Origin of the sequence: Paenibacillus sp. Soil522, assembly GCF_001428245.1 — a bacterium.
GTDB lineage: Bacteria > Bacillota > Bacilli > Paenibacillales > Paenibacillaceae > Pristimantibacillus.
Window position 1 is genome coordinate 63,445 of record NZ_LMRV01000036.1, and the last position, 25,248, is coordinate 88,692.

Annotated in this window: 16 protein-coding genes and 1 pseudogene; 7 read left to right on the forward strand and 10 right to left on the reverse strand. The window is 45.4% G+C overall.

Going from position 1 to position 25,248, the window contains the following annotated elements; genetic code table 11:
• Nucleotides 1-75 precede the first annotated feature (75 nt).
• The 5 genes from ASG81_RS11290 to ASG81_RS11310 all read right to left on the reverse strand — a co-directional run bounded on the left by ASG81_RS11290 (nt 76) and on the right by ASG81_RS11310 (nt 7,193).
• Nucleotides 76-2,133 carry a methyl-accepting chemotaxis protein gene (locus ASG81_RS11290; protein WP_056633525.1) on the reverse strand — a complete coding sequence of 686 codons (2,058 nt, stop codon included), beginning with the start codon at nt 2,131-2,133 and terminating at the stop codon, nt 76-78.
• Nucleotides 2,134-2,314: 181 nt separating this feature from the next.
• Nucleotides 2,315-3,295: an ABC transporter permease subunit gene (locus ASG81_RS11295; protein ID WP_235548828.1), complete on the reverse strand. Its 981-nt coding sequence runs from the start codon at nt 3,293-3,295 to the stop codon at nt 2,315-2,317.
• Nucleotides 3,296-4,852, reverse strand: a complete 1,557-nt coding sequence (locus tag ASG81_RS11300) for a sugar ABC transporter ATP-binding protein (RefSeq protein ID WP_056633528.1) — start codon at nt 4,850-4,852, stop codon at nt 3,296-3,298.
• Nucleotides 4,853-4,952: 100 nt separating this feature from the next.
• On the reverse strand, nt 4,953-5,945 hold the full coding sequence (locus tag ASG81_RS11305) for an ABC transporter substrate-binding protein (RefSeq protein WP_056633531.1): 993 nt from the start codon (nt 5,943-5,945) through the stop codon (nt 4,953-4,955).
• Between the two features lie 450 nt (nt 5,946-6,395).
• Nucleotides 6,396-7,193, reverse strand: coding sequence for a DeoR/GlpR family DNA-binding transcription regulator (locus tag ASG81_RS11310; RefSeq protein WP_056633534.1), 798 nt, complete (start codon nt 7,191-7,193; stop codon nt 6,396-6,398).
• Between the two features lie 255 nt (nt 7,194-7,448).
• On the opposite strand from ASG81_RS11310, the gene ASG81_RS11315 reads away from it, so the two are divergent.
• Nucleotides 7,449-8,687, forward strand: coding sequence for a carbohydrate kinase family protein (locus ASG81_RS11315; RefSeq protein ID WP_056633537.1), 1,239 nt, complete (start codon nt 7,449-7,451; stop codon nt 8,685-8,687).
• Nucleotides 8,688-9,216: 529 nt separating this feature from the next.
• Here the strand turns inward: ASG81_RS11315 and ASG81_RS29805 are convergent.
• Nucleotides 9,217-10,059, reverse strand: a complete 843-nt coding sequence (locus ASG81_RS29805; RefSeq protein WP_081417270.1) for an AraC family transcriptional regulator — start codon at nt 10,057-10,059, stop codon at nt 9,217-9,219.
• 158 nt (nt 10,060-10,217) lie between these two features.
• On the opposite strand from ASG81_RS29805, the gene ASG81_RS11325 reads away from it, so the two are divergent.
• The 5 genes from ASG81_RS11325 (at nt 10,218) to ASG81_RS11345 (ending at nt 18,311) form a co-directional block, all read left to right on the forward strand.
• On the forward strand, nt 10,218-11,954 hold the full coding sequence (locus tag ASG81_RS11325) for a glycoside hydrolase family 2 protein (RefSeq protein WP_056633542.1): 1,737 nt from the start codon (nt 10,218-10,220) through the stop codon (nt 11,952-11,954).
• Between the two features lie 364 nt (nt 11,955-12,318).
• A complete protein-coding gene (locus ASG81_RS11330; protein WP_327205163.1) occupies nt 12,319-13,932 on the forward strand; it encodes an extracellular solute-binding protein in 1,614 nt (537 codons plus the stop codon).
• A gap of 68 nt (nt 13,933-14,000) precedes the next feature.
• Nucleotides 14,001-14,963 (forward strand): ABC transporter permease, encoded by a 963-nt coding sequence (locus tag ASG81_RS11335; protein ID WP_056633544.1) that lies wholly within the window; start codon nt 14,001-14,003, stop codon nt 14,961-14,963.
• A gap of 19 nt (nt 14,964-14,982) precedes the next feature.
• Entirely contained in the window at nt 14,983-15,864 is an 882-nt protein-coding gene (locus ASG81_RS11340) for a carbohydrate ABC transporter permease (protein ID WP_056633547.1), read from the forward strand.
• A gap of 95 nt (nt 15,865-15,959) precedes the next feature.
• On the forward strand, nt 15,960-18,311 hold the full coding sequence (locus ASG81_RS11345; protein ID WP_056633550.1) for a helix-turn-helix domain-containing protein: 2,352 nt from the start codon (nt 15,960-15,962) through the stop codon (nt 18,309-18,311).
• A 614-nt stretch (nt 18,312-18,925) separates the two neighbouring features.
• On the opposite strand, the pseudogene ASG81_RS11350 reads toward ASG81_RS11345, so the two are convergent.
• Both ASG81_RS11350 and ASG81_RS11355 read right to left on the reverse strand, forming a co-directional pair.
• Nucleotides 18,926-19,846 (reverse strand): annotated as a pseudogene (locus ASG81_RS11350) (hypothetical protein); the annotation flags it as partial.
• 166 nt (nt 19,847-20,012) lie between these two features.
• Nucleotides 20,013-21,152 (reverse strand): exosporium leader peptide, encoded by a 1,140-nt coding sequence (locus ASG81_RS11355; RefSeq protein WP_081417271.1) that lies wholly within the window; start codon nt 21,150-21,152, stop codon nt 20,013-20,015.
• A 240-nt stretch (nt 21,153-21,392) separates the two neighbouring features.
• On the opposite strand from ASG81_RS11355, the gene ASG81_RS11365 reads away from it, so the two are divergent.
• Nucleotides 21,393-22,430, forward strand: a complete 1,038-nt coding sequence (locus ASG81_RS11365) for a YheC/YheD family endospore coat-associated protein (protein ID WP_056633559.1) — start codon at nt 21,393-21,395, stop codon at nt 22,428-22,430.
• A gap of 217 nt (nt 22,431-22,647) precedes the next feature.
• Here the strand turns inward: ASG81_RS11365 and ASG81_RS33925 are convergent, their stop codons facing one another.
• Both ASG81_RS33925 and ASG81_RS11375 read right to left on the reverse strand, forming a co-directional pair.
• A complete protein-coding gene (locus tag ASG81_RS33925; RefSeq protein WP_081417272.1) occupies nt 22,648-22,902 on the reverse strand; it encodes a MerR family transcriptional regulator in 255 nt (84 codons plus the stop codon).
• Nucleotides 22,903-24,145: 1,243 nt separating this feature from the next.
• Nucleotides 24,146-25,248 (reverse strand): IS110 family transposase (locus ASG81_RS11375; RefSeq protein WP_056633590.1); only part of this gene is annotated, 1,103 nt, incomplete at its 5' end.

Consider the following 25,248-nt stretch of genomic DNA (forward strand, 5'->3'; position numbering starts at 1 on the left):
CGAATAAACGATTACGTAATCGTTTACGCAATCGACACAACCCTGATAATGACTATTCGCTTATCAGGGTCATTTCTATACATTGAATCTTCTGATCAAATCTTTCATATCGTTGGCGAGCGAAGCAAGCGTATGGGCTGCGGCTGTCATTTCCTGCATGGATGCCATTTGCTCTTCCGTAGCGGCGGACACGCTTACCGTCTGATTGGCGGTTTCCATAGAAATGCATGTGATTTTCTTAATGGCATCTTCCATTTCAGACATATACACGTGCATCTCCGTTATGGAGCGTGCTGCTCCTTCGGTCTGTACGGTCACATCCTGAGCCGCCTCCACAATGTGCCCGAACGATATGCCGGCATGCTCGATCTTAGTTTTTCCGCTGCGCACGGCATCACGGTTCGAATCCATCTGTTCTTTTGCCAACCGGACGTCGGACTGCATTTGGGCGATCGTCTCCTGAATGGAGTTGCCCGCTTTAGCAGCGTTCTCAGCCAGCGCTCGGATTTCCTCCGCAATGACGGTAAAGGCTCTTCCGTGAGCGCCAGCCTGCACGGCAGTGATCCCTGCATTTAACGCGAGTATTCTCGTTTGCGCGACTAATTTCCCAATCAGTTCCATGCTTTCATCGACCTTTTTGGACTTAGCAGTCAAGGATTCGATAATTTGAGCCGCATGCTGTACCTTCTCGTCCATTCTCTGAATTTGGCTGGCCGCATTCTGGATCGACTCGTTTCCTTCGACCGCTGTCAGCAGCGTCTTACGGGACGCTTCCGTTGCGATCATCATTCGCTCAGCCATGTTTTTCAAGCCCGCAGATGTTTCATCCACCTTGCCGCTGGCCATATTCACCATGTGCACCTGAAGCTCACTGCCGGCAGCAACCGACTGAGCTGCACCTGCAATTTCTTCCGCAGCTTTGGCCGTTTGTTCCGTTCCTGACGTAAGCTGATCCGACGTGCTGGCAACCATCTCGACACCCGATGTTATTTTCTTGATAACTTCATTAAGCTGCCGGGTCATGAGGTTTAAATTTTGGGCCATGGAGCCGAATTCATCCCGTGACCGGACTTCGATCGAACGGGTTAAATCGCCCGAGGCCATGTCGGAGGAAAGCACATTCACCGCCCTTATTTGATTCCTCATATACCTGGCAAACCAATAAATCACGAAAGATACAATAAAAAGCGTAATCCCGATAATGACAACGGACTTTATTAACAGCTGCTTGAGCGGTTCGTACAGCTCCTTATCAGGAATAACCATTGCGAGCTTCCATCCGGTAACCGGAATGTCCATATAATAAATCCGATTCAGGCCGTCTGTATCCTCATAAGTCGCGTAACCGCTTTCTTTTTTGAGCATCGTCTGGCCTACGCTTGCCAAACTTGCGTTCGGATCCTGCGACATTTTCATTTTCAACAGCTTTTGCTCGTCGCGGTCTGCGATGTACGTGCCTTCGCTGTCTACGAGAAACGCTCTGCCGCTTTTTCCTACCTCGATTGCTGATATCGTTTTCTGCAAGTTGTTCAGATCGATATTGGCCGTCGCCACACCCCGGAAGTCACCGTTAAAATGATAAAACGGCGCTGTCGTAGTCAGCACCGCCGACTTGGAATTTTCATCAAAGTAAGGCTTCGTCCAAACCACAGATTGATCCGTTTCTTTCCCGATAAGGTACCAGTCGCGATTCAGGTAATTATATTCCTTGGTGCTGTAATCGAGTGTGTACAGCACTTGTCCGTTATAACGGTATGCGTAGGGCCCGAAATTATTCACATAGCTTTTGAATTGATTGGCTTCAAACCATACGCCGACCCCGAACGTATCCTTATTGGTCGACAAATACTTCATAATCATATCGATGACCGTTTCCTGCTCAATATGATCACCCGTTGCCTCCATCGCCCTCGCCAGCGTTTCCGGTATTTTCAAATGCGCTGTCAATTCGGTTTGGATATGCTCTGCGGTGGAGCTGAGCTGATACCGCATTTTGTTGTCGATTTCCCTGTTGATCAACGCTTTCGAATTCTGGTAGGTAAGAAAGGACAGGACCGCCATCGCGAGTATGATCATTGGCATAATAATTAGCATAATTTTGGAGCGAATGCTTCGTAATGCAAAGGTTCCCATCTGAAAACTTCCCCCTGATGAACAGGCGTAAAAGGCTGTCGCCGTCCTCTGTCGGCAAAAGCTCGTTTCGCGTGAAATATAAGCAGGTATAAGGGTAAATCTTATAAATTCTTATATTTTCAAAAATGTCCTCCCCTAACGTCTTGCTGATTCGCAGTACGCGGGAAGGACCTCTCTTTGTTTAGCTGCGGCTGCGTAAACGGTCAAGCAGAACCGCCACAACAATAACCCCGCCTTTAACGATTAATTGCCAATAATAATCTACATTCAACAAGGTTAAACCGTTCGTAAGCACGCCCATGATCAATACGCCGATTATCGTGCCCTGAATCCGTCCGAAGCCGCCTGCAAAGCTCGTGCCGCCGAGAATAACCGCAGCGATCGCATCGAGCTCTGCTCCTAGCCCTACCATCGGTTGTCCGGAGAAAAGCCGCCCTGCCATAACGACACCGGCTACGCCTGCAAGCATCCCGCTGATTGAGTATACGTTAATCAACGTCTTTTCAACCTTTATGCCAGTTAGCCTTGCAGCCTCTTCATTGCCGCCGATCGCATACACTTGACGTCCGAACATCGTGTATTTGAGTACGAAAAACATGATGATATAGACGATGGCCATCACGTAAATTGGCGTTGGAATACCGAGAATATAGCCTGCTCCAACGAATTTGAACGTTCCGTTCGTAAGTACGAGCGGGTAACCGCCGCTAATCACGTACGCCAATCCGCGCAAATAGGTCATACTGCCAAGCGTCACAATAAACGAAGGCAGCTTAGGAACGGCTGTAAAATATCCATTAATCGCGCCTGCTGCATAACCGACCGCTGCACCTGCCAGCATAGCGATTACCGGATGAACTCCGGCATTCGTGATCATTACGGATACGACGCCGGAGAGCGCAAGTGTAGAGCCTACGGACAAATCAATGCCCCCGGTGAGAATCACCAGCGTCATCCCCGCTGCAAGAATGGCGGTGATCGATACCTGCTTCAGAACGTTCAGGACGTTGCCGACCTCCGTAAAATGCGGAGCAAAAACAGCCATAGCCGCACATAACAACACCAAAATCACCAGCATGCCCAATTGATTAAAGTAATAAAGGAGCTTCTGCTTATTCATAGGAACTTTAGCAGTAGCGCCTTGAAGGTTTGTCGTCTGCATCTATTTAATCTCCCCTGTTGCGTAATACATGATTTGTTCTTGAGTAGCCTCGCTGCGCGGCAGCTCGGCCCTAATTTTCCCTTCATGCATAACGAGAATTCGATCGCTTACGCTCAAAATTTCAGGCAGCTCGGACGAAATCATCAATACCGCCAAGCCTTTCTCGGCCAGTTTACTAATAATCTTATGAATTTCGGTCTTGGCTCCGATGTCGACTCCCCGGGTCGGCTCGTCGAGCAGCAGCACCTTAGGTGAAATCGACAGCCATCTGGCAATGACCACCTTCTGTTGGTTGCCGCCGCTGAGACCCATCACATTCTGTTCCCGCGATGCCGTCTTAATGCCGAGCTCCTGGATATATCCGTCAGCATCCGCATCCATTTTGCCGTATTGGAGGATGCCAGCGCTGCGGTAAGTCCGGATTTGGGCCATCAAAATATTTTCTTTCACGGACAGATTCGGGAACAGCCCTTGCTCTTTGCGGCTCTCCGGTACGTGGGCAATGCCGAGCTCCATCGCTTCGGACGGAGATTGAATTCGCACTTGTTGGCCGTCAATGAAAATTTCCCCTTGCGTCAGCTTTGAAGTACCGAAAATCGTCCGTACAAGCTCCGTTCTTCCGGCGCCGACGAGCCCTGCAAGACCTACGATTTCTCCGGGATAAAGCTTAAAGGAGACGTCTTTAACCGTTTTTTTGTCGGACACATGCTTTAATTCAAGAACCGGCTTGCGGTTTGCCAACTCCGATGGCTTCGTTACATTTCGCTGGAAAAGGTCTTTAATTTCCCTTCCCACCATCAGCTTCACCAAATGATCCGGATTCGTCTCCGTAATAGGTCCGCTGTTAATAAAATGACCGTCGCGAAGTACGGTATAACGGTCGGAGATGCGGAAAATTTCATCCATCCGGTGAGAAATGTAAACGATGGAAACACCTTTTTTCTTAAGATCGTTTACGATCGTAAACAATTTCTCGATTTCTTTATCGGTCAAAGAAGCCGTCGGTTCATCCATGATGAGAATCTCTGAGTTGAAGGAAAGGGCGCGGGCAATCTCAACCATTTGCTGCTCGGCTACACTTAGCGTTGAAACGCTCACTTTAGGGTTTAGCGTGGAGCCGATGGAACGCAAAATGACTTCCGCTTTCTCATAGATTTCATTCCATTTGATAAGACCCATGCGGTTCTTTGGAAATTTCGTTCCCATTAAGATGTTTTCGCCGATGGACAGATTCGGAGACAGGCTGATCTCTTGATGAATAACGCTGATCCCTTGGTCTCTGGCTTCCATCGGATTGTTCCAATGAACCTCCTGGCCCCTGTACAGCGTAGTTCCGGAATCCGGCTTATGAACGCCTGCCATAATTTTCATTAAAGTCGATTTACCGGCACCGTTCTCTCCCATAAGCGCGTGCACTTCGCCCTTGTACAAATCCAGATGGACCTGATGAAGCACATGCACGCCGGAAAATGATTTTCGGATGCCTTCCAATTTCATAATGGGCGTTTTCGCAGCAACTATTTCAACATCCGCAATTCTCTCTTTTAACGTTTCCATCCTGCCACTCCCTGCTACAATGTCAATTCAAGCCGCTTGCGTTGATGTTAAAGAGAACAAGACGAGCTCCCGCAGTCGGGAACCCATCCTGTCGCTTGTATTACCAGCCTTTGTAAGAGCTGACATTGTCCTGTGTAATCAGTTCAGTAGGAATCAATACTTGCGGTTCCACTTTCTCGCCTTTGATAACTTTCAGCGCCAGTTCAACGCCTTGAATAGCCATTTGGTTCGGGAATTGTGCGGATGTTGCGGCATAGCTTTTCTTTTCTTTCAACGCATCGGCAGCGCCTGGTGCGCCGTCAACGCCGACGATAAAGAACTCGTCTGAGCGGTTAGCTTGTTCCTGAGCGATTTTAACGCCTACGCCTTCTTCATCGTTGATGCAGAATACGGCATCGATTTTGCTGTTCGCCTGCAAAATGCTTTCCATCAAACCGAGCGCTTTCTCACGGTTTCCTTCGCCGTTCTGTTTAGCTACGACTTTAATGTCCGGATATTTTGCCATTACTTCTTCAAAGCCTTTGATGCGGTCCGTTACTGCGGATACCGGAGGTCCGTCGATTACAACGATATTGCCTTTGCCTTTCAAACGGTCAGCCAAGTACTCTCCCGCCAAACGACCTGCTTGCACATTGTCGGACATGACTACCGAATCGATGCCGCCCTCGGCGCTTCCGTCGAGCGCAATTACCGGAATGCCTGCAGCTTTTGCCTGTGCTACGGCGCCTGCAATCCCTTTGGAATCAAACGGGCTGAGCAGAATCAAATCTACTTGCTGCGTAATAAAATCTTCAAATTGCTGCGTTTGTTTCGCAAGGTCGTGTTCTGCCGCTACAACCGTTACTTCGGCATTGTATTTTGCGGCTACTTCTTGCGCGCCTTTGGACATCGCTACGAAGAACGGGTTGCCAAGCGTCGGGACCGTTAAACCGATTTTAAGCTTCTTCTCTTCAGGTTGATCTTTCGCAGCGTTCCCAGAAGTTTCCGTGCCAGCCGTGCTGTTTGAGCCTTTATTCGCGCTGTTGCCGGAGCAAGCGGAAAGTACCAGAAACAGGGAAAGCATTAGGAAAACGAGCATTTTATATGATTTCATCGATTAACGACCTCCAAATATATAAGTTTCTTACGTTTTATGTGCTCTGCACTTGAATAATTGATTCATTTCTTGCACAATAATAAAAGGCTTTGCTTAAAATAGTTACTTTATTTTTGAGCAGATCCAAATACGGGTGTGAACAACTGGGCTGCAACCATTCGCCGTGGACTAAGCCGTTGTTTACACTCGTTCCTTTTTATCCAGCATCAAGCTGTAAATGTTTATCACCCCTCCGATGCTCCCCGCAGCGGCGGAGCCGAAAACTTTGTAAGACCCCTATCGATTCTTAGGCATTCATCTAAATGACTCCGGTTGGCATCACCCCTTTCAAATAAAATGTGAATAGAACCCCTCAAGAGACAGCGCTTTCAAATCAGGTTGACAGAAAGCTTGCGGGACATGGAGCATGCATCAGGCATCGTTCATTGCTTTTCCAGCCCGGTTCGTTTAGACCGCTTCTATCTTCCCCTGCTTCTCTTCGGACGTCACGACATGCAGCTCCAGTCCCCGGCTCGCAAATTCGGATAACATATCTTCCTGCGCGCCGTCATCCGTGATGAACGTATTTATGTCGGACAGTCCGGCAAATTTCACGTGCTTGATTTCATTGATTTTAGAAGAATCCGCTAGTAAAATCACCTTCTTCGAGGAATCGATCATCCGGCGTTTAATGCTGGCTTCCGTGATGTTTGGCGTACTTAGTCCTTCGGTGAGGTGAATGCCGTTGGTAGCTATAAACGCTTTATCCACGTGCAGCATGCTCAGCATTTGCTCCGCGAACGGACCTACCAAAGAAAGAATATCTTTCCTCATCGTTCCGCCGAGCAGAATAAGTTCAATTCCTTCGTGAGCAAGAAGCTCCTGGGCAACAGGCACGGCATTCGTGACTACGGTCAATTTGTTGAAGCGCCTCAGCTCCTTCGCCAGACAAACCATAGTCGTGCCCGAATCCAGTAAAATGACATCGCCTTCCCTGATCAGCGCCGCCGCTTTTTTTGCAATCGCTGTCTTTTGTTCGCCGCTGCTGACTTCCTTCTCGAGAAAGCTCGGCTCGTAATTCACATTGTGCAAAGGAATCGCCCCGCCGTGCGTCCGCTTCAGCAGATTGCTCTCCTCCAGCTCCTTCAGATCCCGGCGGATCGTTGATTCCGAAACATGAAGAATTTGGTTAAGCCCCTGCACATCTACACGCTGATTCGTTTTAAGAAGTTCTAAAATCCGCTGTTTTCTCTCAGCTTCGTACATGCTATGACCTCCTCCCCGGACCAGAAGATTACTATTCATCGAGGAACATTTTTGGTCGTTTGTGATTTTTTATGACCGTTTATGATTAGATTATATGGCGGACTTCCACGTATTGTCAACCTTCTTTTTTAAACATTTCTCCAATATTGGCAGGTACGAAAACGTTTGCGTGAAAATATTGACAGCGCGAATGAAAGCCCTTACTCTAAAATTATAAAAAATCATAATCGATCATGGAGATCAAGGAGGTGCCGAATGCTGCATTCCACAGCTAACCAGGCTGATTTCGTCATAGCAGGAAATATCAATCTGGACATTATTCCGACGCTGACCGGCTTAACCGATTGTGCAGACGATTTGGCGTCAGCTTTCATCCCCGGCAGATTAATTGAAATCGGCCCTTCGATAACGACTACCGGCGGTTGTGTATCGAATACAGGTCTTGCTTTATCGCGGCTCGGGTTCTCCACCCACCTTGTCGGAAAAATTGCAGAAGACCATTTCGGACAAATTCTCCGAAATTTAATAGAGGATCAAGCTTCACCGTCCACCGTAATCGATCTGATTGTCAGCCCTTCCGGCAGTTCTTCTTATACGATTGTGATGAGCGCGCCCGGTTATGACCGTTTCTTTCTGCATTCCCCGGGTGTGAATGCCAATTTTTCCGAACACGATATTCCGTATGAAGCTTTACCGCACACCAAGCTGTTTCACTTTGGGTACCCTCCCGTCATGCAGCCCATGTATGCAAACGAAGGAGCTGAGCTGCAGTCCATCTTCCGCCGCGTGAAGCTTGCGGGCGCAATCACGTCACTGGATATGGCCAGACCCGACCCGCAGTCCACTGCGGGAAAGGCGAATTGGCGAACGATTCTGACCGGCCTGCTTCCCTATGTCGATATTTTCCTGCCGAGCTTCGAGGAAATTCTTTACATGCTTCGCCGCAATCATTACGACGAGCTGGAACAGCGCTTCGGACGCGCTCATGTCGATAAAGGCATCAATGCCGACTTGCTGCATGATTTGACTGACGAGCTGCTTCAGATGGGCTGTCTAGTCGCAGGAATAAAATTGGGAGATAAAGGCTTTTACCTCCGCACTTCCGATCAGCGCGGGAAATGGGACCTGACGGCAAGCAATCTGAATGTCAATCCTATAGACTGGACAGGCAGAGAATTACTGGCCCCCTGCTATCAGGTCGATATCGCCGGAACGACGGGATCCGGTGATTGTACGATTGCAGGCTTCCTCGCCGGGCTTTTCAAAGGCCAATCTCCGGAGCAGGCGGTTACCAGCGCCGTCGCCGTAGGCGCTTATTGTGTAGAGCACACGGATGCCACCAGCGGCATTCCGTCCTGGGAAACGGTGCAGGACAGAATAAGCAAGCCGTGGAAGCGGCTTACAGCGAATTATTTCGAAACGACCGGCTGGTATTGGGAATCGGCGCATAGCGTTTGGCTCAGCGCATTAGATAACGGCAGACGCAACAAATAAAAAACAACCCGCAGGTGTTAAAGCAAAATGAAGTATTAGACTGGATCTGTTGATCCCATGCGGCTTTTCGAATTACAATCTCGTCAGACTTCGAAAAAAAAGTATTAGACTGACCCAATAAAAGAAACAGCGGCAGCCATGGACGAGAAAATAGAGTCCTAGACTGCCGCTGTTTTATTGAACTAACGTACCCGTCCCATCCATGCATCTCTTATGCTGCACGACAGAGCATGAAAGTTAATCCGTTCTTTCATGGTAGCTTAATAAACTGGCGAATTAGCTTTAATTCATTTTCAACGATCAGCATTTAGCATAAAAAAAGCCAATCTTATATATGATTGGCTGCCTTCGCTTCACGTTTCATTCTAATAAAAGAGATAACCCATCCAGTAATGTATACTATTAAGGCATATATGACTCCCCACAAGAGCCAAGCATCCAAATTTGCTTCAAAGGTTCTCCAATCAACAGTTGTGAAAAGAAGTGGACACGGATTACTGACGCGTTATCGTTTAATTTGCCGAATTAGCTATGAGTCAGTCCTCTGCTTTCTCCGATATTCGGTCGGCGACAGGCCATTACGTTTTTTGAATGCCTTGCTGAATTGATAAACGTCCTGGTAGCCGCAAACCCGCGCAATATCCGTGACGGAATCACCCGTGTACTGGAGTCGGCGAACCGCATGCTCATTGCGGAGCCGATCCAGGTATTCCTTGGGACTGCACCCGAATCGGGCAGTGAAGGTTCTTCGTATATATACAGGGGAGAAACCGGATTTTGCCGCCAATTCGGATATGCGGAGTTCCGAGGCGAATCCCCGATCCAGTTTCTCCTTGAATCGGCGAAGCACCACGGCTAGTCCTTCCTCTTGTCCCTTGCTCCACTCTGCTTCCGCCGATTCATGAAGCTCCTGGATTAATCGGTACCACACGGACTTCACCCGAGCTTCACTCCCAGGATCCCCCGGTACCCACTCACTCTCCGCCTCGTGAAAAAGACTGCCGATTCTACGCATACCATCTTTATGAAAATGCATGAGAAACGGCAGCTGTAGCTGCTCAACCGGTTTCAACGGATCCCAACCGTTCCCGACTTTTCGAAGCATGGCGCAATCAAAGAGCATCATCGTCATCCGGATGGGATGCGTATCAGAAGACTTCATGTAGAGCGACATACCCGGCCGCAGATACGCCAAGGTCCCTCCTTCCACAATATCGTCTTTTTCCCCACGACGAAAAACCCCCTTACCACTGTAGATGTAGTAAAACGTGTGCCCGCTTACTGTCTGCCGGATATCCTCCCAGCCAGGCACCGCCGGCTTGGCAAGCACCCAATGAATATGGGATACCAAATCACCTTGAGAATAGTCCAATCTAACACCTCCGCGAACTGAATCGAACTTGTATCGTTTATGATAAACGATTCAGTTTGTTTTTACCATTGTCCGTCCGATTCGTCCGATGCTAAACTTCATTTGAACAAGGGTGAAACCATCCATTCTGCATAACATTTAACTTGGAGATGATATTTATGATCAGGACTTTTCAACAGCACCGGCTTAGGAAATCTAGTCTGCTTAATGGATTATGGGATTTCGTTTTTGACAAAAACAATGTTGGATTGACCGAGGCGTGGCATACGCGCTTCCCATCCGACTTCGATCAGGTACCGGTGCCAGCGTGTTGGAATAATGAGCTAGGCAAATTCGAATACGAAGGAGTAGCCTGGTACCGTACTCGAATTAATTGCGAAGAAGCTGGCCATCTTAGGCTTCTGTTCCATGCCGTATTGGGCCACGCGGATGTCTATTGGGACGGGGAGCATTTAGGGTATCATTTCGGCGGATATACCCCGTTTGACTTCACCATTCCGAACGTCACCGCCGGAGAGCACGAGATCATCGTTCGGACGGATAGTACATTAGGGCGTAATACCATACCGACCCACGCGGTGGACTGGTTTCATTACGGCGGCATTATCCGCCCTGTGGAGCTTCAGCGTTTGGATGACGTCTCGATCGCGCGTATGCGAATTACTTATGATATGACAGGCGATTCAAGCGCCGACGTCCGAATTGCACTTACTCTGTGGTCCATGAGTGATGCATCTACGGAAGTACCCGTTTCCTTATATCGGGATGGAGAGCTATTCTACTCGGAGGTGGTGCATGTTCCAGCATGCGAAACGGTCGAGTTGAACGTAGGCCAAGTTTGGACAAACGTGAAACGATGGGAACCGGAGAATCCGGCCCTATTCCTAATCGGTGCCGTAGCAGGCAACGATGACATGATTGATCGCATTGGCTTCCGTACTGTAGAGACAAGGAATAAGAAAATTCTGCTTAACGGCAAGGAACTTTACCTGCAAGGTGTTAACCGCCACGAGGAGCATCCGGAATGGGGCTTCGCTTTCCCGAACAAACTGATGACCAAAGATCTCGACATTATCTTGCAGATGGGCTGTAACACCATCCGCGGCTCCCATTACCCCCAAAGCGAATACTGGCTCGATCTGTTGGATGAGAGGGGCGTGCTCTTTTGGAGCGAGATCCCGATCTGGGGTGCTTGTCTGCCCGCGGAAGACACGGACGATCCCCTCTTTGTACAACGTGCGCTCACGATGATGGATGAGATGATTGAGCGGGATCTTCACCATCCGTCGATTCTGTTCTGGTCTGTCCATAACGAAATCGATACGCGTTCCAAGCAGGCTTACGATTTGTCCTTCAAGCTGACGGAGCTCGTTCGGGGCAAGGACCAATCCCGACTTGTAGCGTATGCCACTATGCATCCCATGGAAGACATCTGCTTTGGACTATTTGATGTCATTGGCATTAATTACTATGGCGGATGGTATTACGGACACGCCGATTTCGATGTGATGCTCGAGACTTTCCACGAGCGCTGCAAGGAGTATGGCGCAGAGAATACCCCTGTACTGATGACGGAATTTGGCGGAGCAGGCGTCTACGGAGACTCCGGCTGGGAGCCAAGGTTGTTCAGCGAAGACTACCAGGCAGATTTGATTAGCAAGGCCCTGAAGCTTTTCCGATCGGATTCAAAAATAAGCGGCACTTATGTCTGGCAGTTTGCGGATACCCGCGCCGACCTTCAGAGTCGTCGGGCATACTTCAGGGACCGCGCGCGCTCTTTCAATAACAAGGGGCTGGTCAACGAATACCGCAAACCAAAGCTCGCCTATCGCGTGGTCAAGGGTATTTACACCAGGCAATCCGATCCATACAACTGGGGCTCTACACTGTATTGATCAGCTAACCAACAGGAATACCTAGAAATGCAGCACTGAGCGAGTTCAACCCTTGTATTCCGCGAAAAGCCGCCGTTTATTAGCAATAAATATCGTGAGTGATATCATCTTCTGTCAACGAACTGACCTTTTATGCTTTTGAAAGATCTTCTCGGTTTGACGTTCTCGCAAGTTTAAAAATAGTCTCTCCAGTTTAAATTCTGCCAGATCTTAATCTTAAATACTGCAAGCTTATATCTAGATTGAACAATTTTCGGCACAACTCTCCCCGTGTATACTCGACAAAGGGGAATGACCCACTCTGCATCATGCAAATGGGAAGAGCTCCTAACAAATCATTTAGAATAGGGAGGGCAATTTGTTAATGTCAATGCACAAGAGAAAGATGAGTAGGTTTGCAACTGTTTTAACCATCTTGGCACTGGTCGCGACTACGATGGCCGCATGCAGCGGAGGGGGAACGACGGGATCGACGGAATCAACATCAGAAAAACAAGATTCTGCAGAGCAGACTCAATCCTTAACAAAATTATCGTATTGGGTGGAATTGTTTCCGGATGCTGCCGCCATTATGAAAAGTTACGGAGAGGTTACCGCTTGGAAGGAAATACAGGCCAGAACCGGCGTCCAAATTGAATTCCAGCACCCGGCACAAGGTCAACTCGGCGAACAATTCAACTTAATGGTTGCATCGAATAAGCTGCCCGATGTTGTTGTTCATTCATGGAACAGCTACCCTGGCGGCGCCCAGAAAGCGATCAGGGATAAGAAAATCATCCCGCTAAACGATTATTTGGACAATGCCCCCAACCTTAAAGTACTGTTTGACTCTAATCCGGAATGGAGAAAAATGGCTTCTACTGACGATGGCGATATCATCGGCTTCCCATTCATTCGCGAGAATGTCACGCAGCAAGTGTTCGTGGGACCGGCAATACGCAAGGATTGGCTGGATAAATTAAAATTATCTTCGCCGACAACAATCGACGAATGGTATACGGTTTTGAAAGCGTTTAAAGAACAGGACCCCAACGGCAACGGTGCAGCGGATGAGATTCCGATTAACATTCCAGCGGGGGAACTAGCTTTCGCCGGCGCCTTCGGTACGCCCAACGATTTCTATCAGGAGAATTATACCGTCAAATACGGCCCTATCGAACCCGGGTTCAAGGAATACCTGGCTACAATGAACCGATGGTACGTTGAAGGGCTGCTCGACAAGGACTTCGCGACAACGGACAGCAAAATGAAAGATGCAAAAATAACGGGCAATCAAGTCGGCTCCACTGTTCTGTTCCTCAATGGAGGAATCGGAAAATACATGGACTTAATGAAGGAAAGCCAACCGGAATTCAAGATTGTCGGAACCACTTATCCGACATTAAATCCTGGCGACAAGACGGTATTCGGACATATTGACAATCCCGTTACCGGCATTTTCGCAGCGATTACCGGAAGTAACAAAAACGTTGTCGAAACCGTAAAATTCCTGGATTTCCTGTACAGCGAAGAAGGGAAACTCATCATGAACTTCGGAAAAGAAGGAGAAACGTACACGTTAGTTGACGGCCAGCCGAAATATACGGACGCTGTACTGAATAATCCGGACGGACTGCCGATTTCCCAAGCCTTTAGGAAGCATATCATGGGCGCTACGTCAGGTCCTTTCGTGCAGGATGTACGTCACACGGAGCAATATACGACCAAGCCGGAACAAAAAGAGGCGATGGGGTTATGGTCAGCCCCCACGCATGAAAAAAGAATGCCTCCGGTCAGCATCGCTGTAGAAGATAGCAGCCGATACGCCTCGATCATGACCGACATCAATACGTTTAAAGATGAAATGATTCTGAAATTCATTATGGGTGCAGAGTCGCTGGATAAATTCGATAAATATGTAGAAACGTTAAGAGGCTTAGGAATCGAAGAAGCGATCCAAATTCAGCAAGCAGCATTAGAACGCTACAACAACAGATAAGCATTGCATTCCAGAATATGGCATGCTGACGGCTTGCCGTATTCCGGAAATTTGGGAGGGAGAATTCCGTGACCGATTTAGATAAAAACTTGGTGCAATCAACAGCCAGAATACCTGTGGAAAGCAAAAGGAACATAATAAAAAGGGACATTATTCGGAATCGCTACATTTATCTCATGCTTCTTCCCGTTATTACCTATTACGCCATTTTTCATTACGGACCGATGTACGGTCTGCTCATTGCTTTTAAAGATTATGGAATAGCAGATGGAGTTTGGGGAAGTCCTTGGGTCGGTTTAACCCACTTTCAACATTTTTTTGAAAACCATTACTTTTGGCGGCTTATTCGAAATACCTTCATGATCAATATCTATGAATTGTTGTTTGCATTTCCCGCCCCTATTATCATGGCTCTATTGATTAATGAAATTCGTGTCATCATCTTCAAACGAGTCGTACAGACGATTAGCTATCTCCCCCACTTTATTTCAATCGTGGTCGTCGTGGGGATGATCGTCGATTTCGTTGCACGCGACGGACTGATTAATAACATCCTCGGCTGGTTCGGAATCGAGCCGATCGCTTTCCTGCAGGAGCCGGGGTGGTTTCGCCCCTTATATATATCCTCCGGTATCTGGCAAGGAATTGGCTGGGGTTCTATCATCTATCTCGCCGCGATGTCCACGATTGATCCCGCCCTGTACGATGCGGCTCGTATCGATGGTGCAGGCCGATGGAAGCAAACCTTGCATGTAACCATTCCAGGTATTATGCCAACGATAGTAATCTTGCTTATCCTTAACATAGGGTCAATGCTTTCCGTTGGAAGCGAAAAAATCATTCTGATGTACAATCCGCTGACCTATGAAACGGCTGACGTCATTTCAACCTATGTATATCGAAAAGGGATTCTTGGAGCCGATTTTGGGTATTCCGCTGCCGTAGGTTTGTTCAATTCGGTCATCAGCTTCATTTTGCTTACACTCGCCAATACGATTAGCAAACGAGTAAGCGAACACAGGTTGTGGTAAAGGGGGGGGAGAGAAACAAATGACTTATAAACGTTCTCTGGGTGAAACCGTATTTTCATGGTTTAATATGTGTTTTATGCTTTCGCTTAGTTTCATTACGCTTTATCCATTTATTTATATCCTTTTCGCATCTCTAAGCGATCCTACGGAAATGGCCCGGTTTCGCGGCATGCTGTTTTACCCACAGGGGTTTAGCTTAGATGCCTATAAAGCGGTGCTGGAAAACCCAATGATTTCAACTGGCTACCGGAACACGCTTTTCTATGTCACAGCAGGTACAGCCATCAACTTGATTATGACAACGCTCGGTGCATATGCTCTTTCCCGTCGTAACGTTTATTTCAAAAACTCCATCATGCTCATCATCGTGATCACAATGGTGTTCAGCGGGGGACTTATTCCATCTTTCCTGCTGGTAAATAATCTAGGCATGTTAAATACGCCTTGGGCGCTCCTCTTGCCTGGGGCAATCAGCTCTTTTAACTTAATCATTATGCGAACCGCATTTCAAGGCATACCCGTAAGTTTGGAGGAATCCGCACGCATCGACGGAGCGAATGACTGGATCATTCTGAGTAGGATTATTATCCCCCTTTCTCTTCCCGTGATTGCCGTTATGATTTTATGGTACGCCGTCGGACATTGGAATTCGTATTTCAGTGCATTGATCTATTTGCGTGATCGAGAATTGTTCCCTCTTCAGTTGGTGCTCAGGGAAATTCTTATTTCAAACAGCACAGATAATATGATGACCGGGGCAGCGACCGGCGATCGTATGGATATTGGGATAACGATTAAATACGCGACGATCATTGTATCTACATTGCCAATCTTGATCCTGTATCCGTTTCTGCAAAAATACTTTGTGCACGGCGTTTTGATCGGTGCGCTAAAAGAGTAATGGTTAGAGTTCATAAAGGAAATATGCTTGCTCTTCCTGAATTTACAGCTGTATAGGGACAGGGCAAGTTTTATTACATCCGGGAGTGATATCTATTGTTTTCCATTGTTCGGAGAATGAACGCTGGAAGCAGCAGAAAAAGCATATTCGTCAAAATGTTGATAGCTAACTTTTTCCTGCTCCTGCTGCCCGTCATCTTATGGTTTGCTCTCTATGCGAATATCGAACATATCATGAAATCAAATGCAGAACATTCAAATCTTGCCATGCTGGAGCAATTACGTCTTAATATGGACAGCAAGTTTAATGAGGTTCAGCAATTATCGCGACATATTATACTTAATCCCAAGTTAGGTTATCTTCTGGAAAAGGATAATAAAGACCTTTCACAGCAGTTTCATTTCGTGCAGTTTACAAATGATTATTTAAAGGCTTATCCCAGCGTGATCAGTAACAGCTTTATTTATGATTTCTACATTTTTCTGGATCGTAGTGATTCCGTTATGAAGCCGAATCTGGTAACTGATGCACGCAGCTTTTATGACCATTATTATCGCTTTGATCATCTTAGCTTCAAAGACTGGCGAGAACAGCTGCTTAGTTATCATAATCAAGTTTATCTTCCGTCTTCTACCCTACGGCGAAGCGCCAATCCTAACGAAGTCCCCTTTAAGGTAATCACTTTTATGCAATCGTTGCCGGTTAATGACTTAACGGATATAAGAGGTAACCTTACCGTACTGATAGATGAATCGAAAGTGCATGAAATGATACGGCAAATTGAGCTGGCTAACCAAAGCTCCATTTATCTCGTGACCCAGAACCATGAACTCATCAGCAGCACACCTGGTGCGAAGCCATTGCCCTATTCCATTATGGTTGAACTGAAATCCGATTCAGGATTTTTAAATTACAGATTGAATGGCCAAGATGTTATGGTATCGTACACAACCTCCGAACAAGTCGGTTGGTACTATATCTCTGTGATGCCTTTGGAAGTATATTTAAAAAGAATGAAAGAAATGGAGCATTTCGCATTCATCCTTCTGCTATTATTCCTATTTGCAGGTAGCGTCGCAGCTTACAGAATCGCTTATAAAAATTATTCTCCGATCAAAAAAATCGTCGAAACGATATCAGCCGGAACATCTCGACCGCATCAGTTTGCCGTGAATGAGCTTGACTACATCATGGAAATGGTGAAGGTATCTTGGAATGAGGAAAAGGATATTAAAAATAGACTTGCTCAACAACTGCCTTTACTTCGCTCGAATTATTTGCAGCGATTGATGCAAGGCTATTATGAGCCTCCCGAACAGATGAAGCAGTCCCTTGAATTTATGGACATCCGTTTTCCGTATCCCCATTTCACCGTCATTCTTGTTCAGATCGACAGTTTGTCCAGGTTCACGCCGGACCATAACGAAAAGCAATGGGCACTGGCTCGGTTTATCATCGCAAATCTGGCGGAAGATTCCGTCTATGACCAACATACAATCCATACGGTCGAATTAGAGAAGGATCGATTGGCATTGATCGTGAATCTGGTGCCGGATCAATTGGATCATCGAACATGCCGGGTCAAGAGCATCGTTTCGAAGTTGCATGATCTGCTGGAGAATCGCTTCAACCTGGAGACCAGCTTTGCCGTAAGCATGATACATCAAGGCCTGCGGCAAATTGCGGAAGCTTATTTGGAAGCCACTGCTGCATTGGAATACAAGCTGGTGAATGGCGCGTTATCGACTTTTTATTTTCATTCGATTCGCCATGAGAAGTTACACTATCATTACCCCGTCGAAACAGAATTGCAGTTAATTAACTGCATTCGAAGCGGTGATCGAGAGCAAGTCGTGCAACTGCTAACGGGATTATTCGATGTGAATTTCCGCAACGAATCGATAGCCCCCGAATTGGGTAGATGTTTGTTATTCAGTCTCTCCGGAACGTTGTTGCGAATATTGAATTCAGATGCTCCCGCCCTTCGGAGATTTGCCGAAGGCGAAATAAATCCGGTACGTCTGCTGCTATCCTGTAAAACAACCGACGAGATGTTCGCGAAGACGAAAGAGTTGTTTCTGTTGGTCACCGAATCTTTTAAGCTGGGGCGGCGTGATCACAGTGTACAACTCCTCGAACAAATTCAAACCTATATTGATGCTAACTTTGCCGATCCTAACATGAGCTTAAATTTGTTATCCGAACATCTGCAGATTACGCCACAATACATTTCGCAGTTTTTCAAAAAGATGAGCGGTTGGAATTTTAGCGATTATTTGACCAGCATTCGGTTAAATCACGCCAAAAAACTTATGGCAGATTCTGAGCTGACCAATGCTCAAATTGCAAGGATGGTCGGATATACAAGTGATACCGTGTTTATTCGAGTCTTCAAAAAGGTAGAAGGCCTTACCCCGGGAAAATATAGAGAAACGAAACCATTTTGACTCGCACGGACGAGCTGGATGGGGTACAGCCACCATCAAGCTAAGAAGAATCTATACTCCAAAATGGGGAAATAGGCTATCCTTTCTATATAAGCATAATTCCATAGAAAGGATGGTTTTCCATTAATTCCAAGTCGAAACACGTGCATAGCCAAATTTAGCCATTTCCCATTCCCCTTTTGTCTATTAAACCTTAAATTAGCACATTTAATACACCTTGAATAATAGACGATTTAATAAACAATGGTCAGTTTGGGGCATTTTAAGTTGATGTTTACAAAGTCTAAAAAACGATCGTTTTTTAGATAGAAAACAGTCACTCTTATCTTCTAATACTTATCTTATTTATTGAAAAAATCCGGTACTCAAAAGAGCCCGGATAGCACACTGCTTATTTACTATCGTACCCGTTAACGCCACAGAATAGTCTACAACTTTATTTTACTGAAAATAAAGTTGTAGACTGAAAAATATAGTATTAGACTGACGATGCACATTTTTTAAAATTGAATAATAGAAACCCCGACGTCTGTCGAGGATTCCTATACGACCGTTGCAAACTAACTTGTCTCATTTGATTGAATACCTCTTAGATAGGACCAATCGCTGCAGCAATTCTCCACTCTAATTAAAGTGGTATTCGTACCAGTAAGAGTTACCCGGGAACGAATCGGAATCGAATCGACTGTTGCTCTGACTCTTGTAATGACGTTATTGACTCCATTAACAATAAGCTGCCCCGAATTAGGAAATGGATTGAAAATGTTTTCTGTAATCGCAAAACTGGTTAAATTCAAAGGATCGATGGGAATATGACCGGATTGAACATTAATGATCACATTTCCGTTGATGCCGCCACCAACCAAATTAACTTGAGCATCTGTCGTTGCTTGTGAATTAATAACGATATTTCCACTGGAGACAAATGAAGCGAACATGACCATATTAATTCCATTTTGAGTGTAACCAGCAGATAGCATCGAATCACGTATATTGACTTGATTGACGGAAGTAGTTAAAGCAGTGAAGGTCGGAGAAGGAGCTAAATTAACGCTAACAAAAAATAATTTACCGCTAAAACTGCTGGCTGTTACAAAGTTAAAATCAAGTGGTGCGCTGAGTAAGGTCAAATCTGCAAATCCTGAACGATTATCATTTACAAATCCGGTTTCGAACCATGATGGATCATTAATATCGAATGGGATAGATAACCTTGTTAATAAAGTACTCGTTCCTACCAATTGCACGTTTGCTTTTAGATGAACTAATGGTTCGATATAACTGCCAGGACCAATGGAAATAGCATAACGTTTTGCTGGAGTAGCATCAACAATAGAAGCCATTGCTGCAGTAACCGTTAAAAATGGATCACATTCAGAACCGTCAGCAGTCGCATCATTACCGGCTTTATTTACATAAACGATTTGTGTGGCTATTGGCAAAGGTTCTACGCAACCAGGTCCCACTGGTCCTGGAGGTCCTTGAGGTCCTTGAGGTCCTTGAAGTCCTTGAGGCCCTTCAGGTCCAGGAGGGCCCGGAGGACATTTGCATTTAAAAAATAGCATAATTCGATCACATCCCTTTTTTTGTTATAAGAACAAGCTATTCAGCTTGGCCATATTAGGGAAGGGCTAAATCTATCATTTCTGAAATTTGGTGTCAACTAACAAATAGAGCAGTCTCGGCGGCTACTTCGAGTATTTATGGAATGGGAACTCCACCACCAATAGTAAATACTCTAGCTGCTATTCTATCTAATGCTTCTTGTACGGTTGTCGGATCAGGATCTGCCCAATTTGCTGGATTATCGGGTGTATAAGCTAACCCGAAAGCGTCATCCACTCTAATTAAAGTAGTGACTGTTCCTGTAAGCGTGACTCGAGAGCGAATCGGAATCGAATCAACTGTCGCTCTGACTCTTGTAATAACGTTATTTACTCCATTAACAATTAATTGTCCTGAATTAGGAAATGGATTGAAAATGTTTTCTGTAATCGCAAAACTGGTTAAATTCAAAGGATCGATGGGAATATGACCGGATTGAACATTTATAATCACATTTCCATTTATTCCACCGCCGACCAAATTAACTTGAGCATCTGTCGTTGCTTGTGAATTAATAACGATATTTCCGCTAGAGACAAATGAAGCAAACATGGTCATATTAATTCCATTTTGAGTGTAACCAGCAGATAGCATCGAATCACGGATATTGACTTGATTAACGGAAGTGGTAAAAGCCGTGAAGGTCGGAGAAGGAGCTAAATTAACGCTAACAAAAAATAATTTACCACTAAAACTGCTTCTTGTTACAAAGTTAAAATCAAGAGGGGCACTCAACAAAGTTAGATCCACGAATCCTGACCGATTATCATTTACAAATCCGGTTTCAAACCATGATGGATCATTAATATCGAATGGTATGGATAACCTGGTTAATAAAGTACTAGTTCCTACCAATTGCACGTTTGCCTTTAGATGAACTAACGGTTCGGTATAACTGCCAGGACCAATGGAAATAGCATAACGTTTAGCTGGAGTAGCATCCACAATAGAAGCCATTGCTGCAGTTACCGTTAAGAAGGGATCACATTCAGAACCGTCAGCAGTTGCATCATTACCAGCTTTATTTACATAAACAATTTGCGTAGCTATGGGTAGAGGTTCTACGCAACCAGGTCCCGCTGGTCCTGGAAGACCTTGAGGTCCTTGGGGTCCTTGGGGTCCTTGGGGTCCTTGGGGTCCTTGGGGTCCTTGGGGTCCTTCAAGACCTTCAGGTCCTTGAGGTCCTTCAGGGCCTTCAGGTCCTGGAGGGCCTGGAGGACACTTACATTTACCCATAATTCGATCACACTCCTTTTGGTCTATGAACAGGCTATTCAAGATGACCGTATTTGGGAAGGGCGAACTTTATCATTACTACAATTTGGTCCCAAATCACAATATTTCAGTCGATTACTTTGGCGTATTTATTTAATAGCGCAAATCCTTTTCATTTGTCTGTACTATCGTCCATGCCATTAAAAAATAATTGACATACGATATATTCGATTCATATTACATGAAAAAGGATGAAAAAAAGTGATCGAAAAGAATGATTATATAGGCATAATGGTTATCAGCCCTCATTTAAGGAAATATGTCCTCAATAAATATCTTGCATGTAATAAAACCAAATTAAAATTAGTTTGTTTCACGCCCTCTTCGATTAACTGGAAACGTAAGAGCATAATCGGACTATATCGTACGAAGTCAACTTGGGAAATAAGCAGATTACCGCTCCCTCAAGTTATTTATAATCGTTGTTACAATTTGAAAGATACGACGATCAAACGATTGGCATTAGTGGTCGGTAGAAATAAATGCTTCAATCAAATCAATCAATTCAACAAACTCGAAATGTATAACCATTTAAGCCAATTGCTTGTTCAATATTTACCGGAAACCATTCCGTATGATAGAGAGAACGCCTTGCGATTATTAGAAATTCATAAAACCTTATATTTAAAACCATGCTACGGTCATTATGGGAATAATATGTATCGTGTGGAAATGAAAAACTCTGGAGATATTCACATTTGTCGCCATTATTTTACTCCGGAACTCATTGAGAGAGACCCTTTGATATTTCAAGAGAAGATTCATAATCTTATCGGACCCACTCCTTATATCATTCAGAAAGGTGTCGATATGTCGCAATTAAATGAACAAAATTTCGATATTCGTGCGCTCGTGCAAAAAAATATAAAAGGCGTATGGGCTGTAACAAATGTCGTTAGTCGAATTTCTTATAAGGGCTGCTTTAATACAAGCATCTTTGAAAATATATGTTTGACTGAAGAATTACTTAATCGCCTGTACCCACCGAATAAGACTAAAGTGATCATCCAATCCATAAACAAAATCGCTTTGAAGGCTGCAAAAACCATAGAGGCAGCAATTACGAACAACCATTTGGGAGAACTAAGCGTAGATTTTGCTTTAGATAAGGAAGGACTTGTTTGGGTTATAGAAATTAACGGGATGCCGCAAAAAAATCTATATGATGAAATACACAAAAATGGAAGAAGTGTTTATATTCAGCCACTTCAGTATGCTCAATATTTATATCAACATTAATATAAAATGAACTAGCTTCATCCGTTTGAAAAGAGCAGCTGTGCATGCGCGCATTCTCTTATCATGTTCCACCATAAGTGGATCTACGGGTTTTCCTATATAATGGATAAAACACGTATTTATCGAAGGTGGGGATGATATCCTGCGAATTCACAAGCTTGCGATAATCGATTTATACCGAGGGGCTTTAGTAGAGACAGATTGCAAACAAGCCGAGTTAGTATGTCCTACTGTACCCTTCATCCTTTAACATTCTTTTTATGGTTTGTCTCGAATATAACTGGTTCCGAAGTTCTTTTATACGGCCCAATACCTGTAAAGCTCCATGTCCGTAAACCATAACATCCCCTTGTTTCATAACCGGAATATATTCATGAAAGTATTTTATCCAATTGGTTAATGTTGACTTATCCACTTTTAGCTGTTCACAAAGCTCATGCTTTCGAAAATAATCGCTCACCAAATACACCACCCTAAGCTTTTATCAACATTGTATGCTTAGCGTTGAGATAGGTCAGTTGGATTTCGTTAGTTAATGTCGAATGACAAGAATTTGTACTAATATATGAGATTCGAACGCAGTTCCGTACGGGACCGGTTCGACGAAGCGGCTACGCGACATCTTCTGGCTGTCGCGTAGCCGCTCTCGAAATCTCCTTTTTCGCCTACCGTGAAAATAGCTATTACATAAACGGAGGGCTGCCAAAATGATTATGAAGCAAGCAGCTTACCATTCGTGATTTGAATTCCTGAGGTATCCATGATGACGCCTGCATCAACGGGTGCACACACTTTTAACCTTTTTAGCACCAATGCGCCGGAAGTTATTCGTTTGATCAACACGACACTCGTAACAAGTGAATATACATCCTCTTTCACTTCCAACCTTGTTATTACGGTAAATAATTATGGGGTCCTTACTGAAACCGTAACGCCAGACGCAACTGTTACTTTTCTATTTCCGATAGCAACGTAAGCGTCAAACAGCCCTCAACTTGATGACAAGGTGGGGGCTGTTTGACGCTTACAAATGAATAAAATAAGCAGGCTCCTGCAGCACCTGCTCATCGATGTGTGCTATTTAACTAACATACCCGTCCCTCGGTTTTAAGGGTTTATCTCACATATACTCACTCATTCGCAGGATTTCATCGCCATGGAATACAGCTGTTGTTCATAAAGCAAGCTCATTAGGCACCATTGCTCTGGTCTTGGGCATGCGGGAACAGAAGAAGCGTGTGGGACATTTCTCCAAGTACTATTCTTCTGCACGCATACTCCACAATTTCCTTGGGGTTCACCATCCCATAGCTCTNTTCTCTTTTTCGTACAAAAAAAAGAGCGGGCTATCTTTTTCGATAACCTGCTCTTTTTCTTGATATTTGGACCTGCACCTTAACTAAATGACATTGACCACGCGATAGCCCTTCGGCATTGAACTATCGTACCCGTCCCTCGGTTTTAAGGGTTTATCTCACATATACTCACTCATTCGCAGGATTTCATCGCTATGAAATACAGCTGTTGTGAGGTTCACCATCCCATAGCTCTACGGGTCTATGCCCTTACATTCCTTCGTTACACCTGACCAAGGCGTGGAGACCGATAGCGTTTAGCGGACGGGTCTAAGCCCTTATCGGGTACGAACTCGGTCCTCCGTGCTTTCTTTGTGAAATCCTGCGAATGAGTCAATATACGTGATCGTTTAWTCYGTCTTAGGTAGGGACAGCTTTTTCAGGAGAAAAAGTTTCCCCCCAACTAACAATGCCGATGATGATTCGTGCCARTTTCCCAATCAGTTTAAATACCGATTGRTGCTTCTTCATTTGCTTGACTTGAACATTATTCTTATGCAGCTGTCGGAAMAMAGRGTTATTTCCWACRAGTTGGAGCATMGCCAGATACAGATATTTTCGCAGCATAGCATCACCTCTTTTAGAAAGCACGATCTGTCCCTTSCGCTTCCCCGAAGTGCTTTCGGCTAGGTTTAAGCCTGCCTTACGCAATAATTGACGTCCATGGSCATACTGYCTGAGGTCGCCAGCACCTGATAGAATGGCTGCWATRCAGATCGTGCCTAKGCCGATAGATCGAAGCTGATTRGCCATAGGAATTTCRCTGAGCAACACTTGTATATCCTTTTCTATTCTTTCTAGKATCTCAACAATCCGTTCGAACTCTTGAAATAGCCGCCCCAAATCCTGCTTTGCTTCATCGAGGGCAGTCGTTTCGCCTACRCTWCGCTTRGCTTGAGCGATGAGCTGCGCAGCTTTCTGCATGCCAGTGGAGCCACCGGCTCGCTTCATATGTTCTCTCCATCCTGTGATCACTTCTGATACGGACAGAGWCGCTAGATCCTGCGGAGAAGGGAATTCTTTCAAAKTAGCTAAGGACCGTTTGCAGGTCCAGTCTTCAAACACTGAGAAATACTCAGGGAAGCGAATGTCTAACCAGCGAATGATCCGGTTCTGCAGCCGYACACTATTCGTCACCCAAAATTCCCGATCACTCATAATCGTTTTCAACCTTTGAAAAACGATAGCCTGTCGCGAGTATTCATAGTAGTAGCCTCGGCCGACCACGTCAGCAATGACAAGCGCATCCTTCGGATCACTTTTGGAGGGAGAATTATCCCGGTTCTCCTTGTTTCTTTTGGTGGTAGCCGGATTTACCATGACAACGTTCTTGCCCTTGTCGGCAAGCCAATTCGCCAGGTTATACCCGTAGTGTCCTGTCGGCTCCATACCAATTATGAGCCCTTTTAAACGGTGTTTCTGTTGTAATCCATCTATCCATCGTTCTAATTTTTCGAATCCTT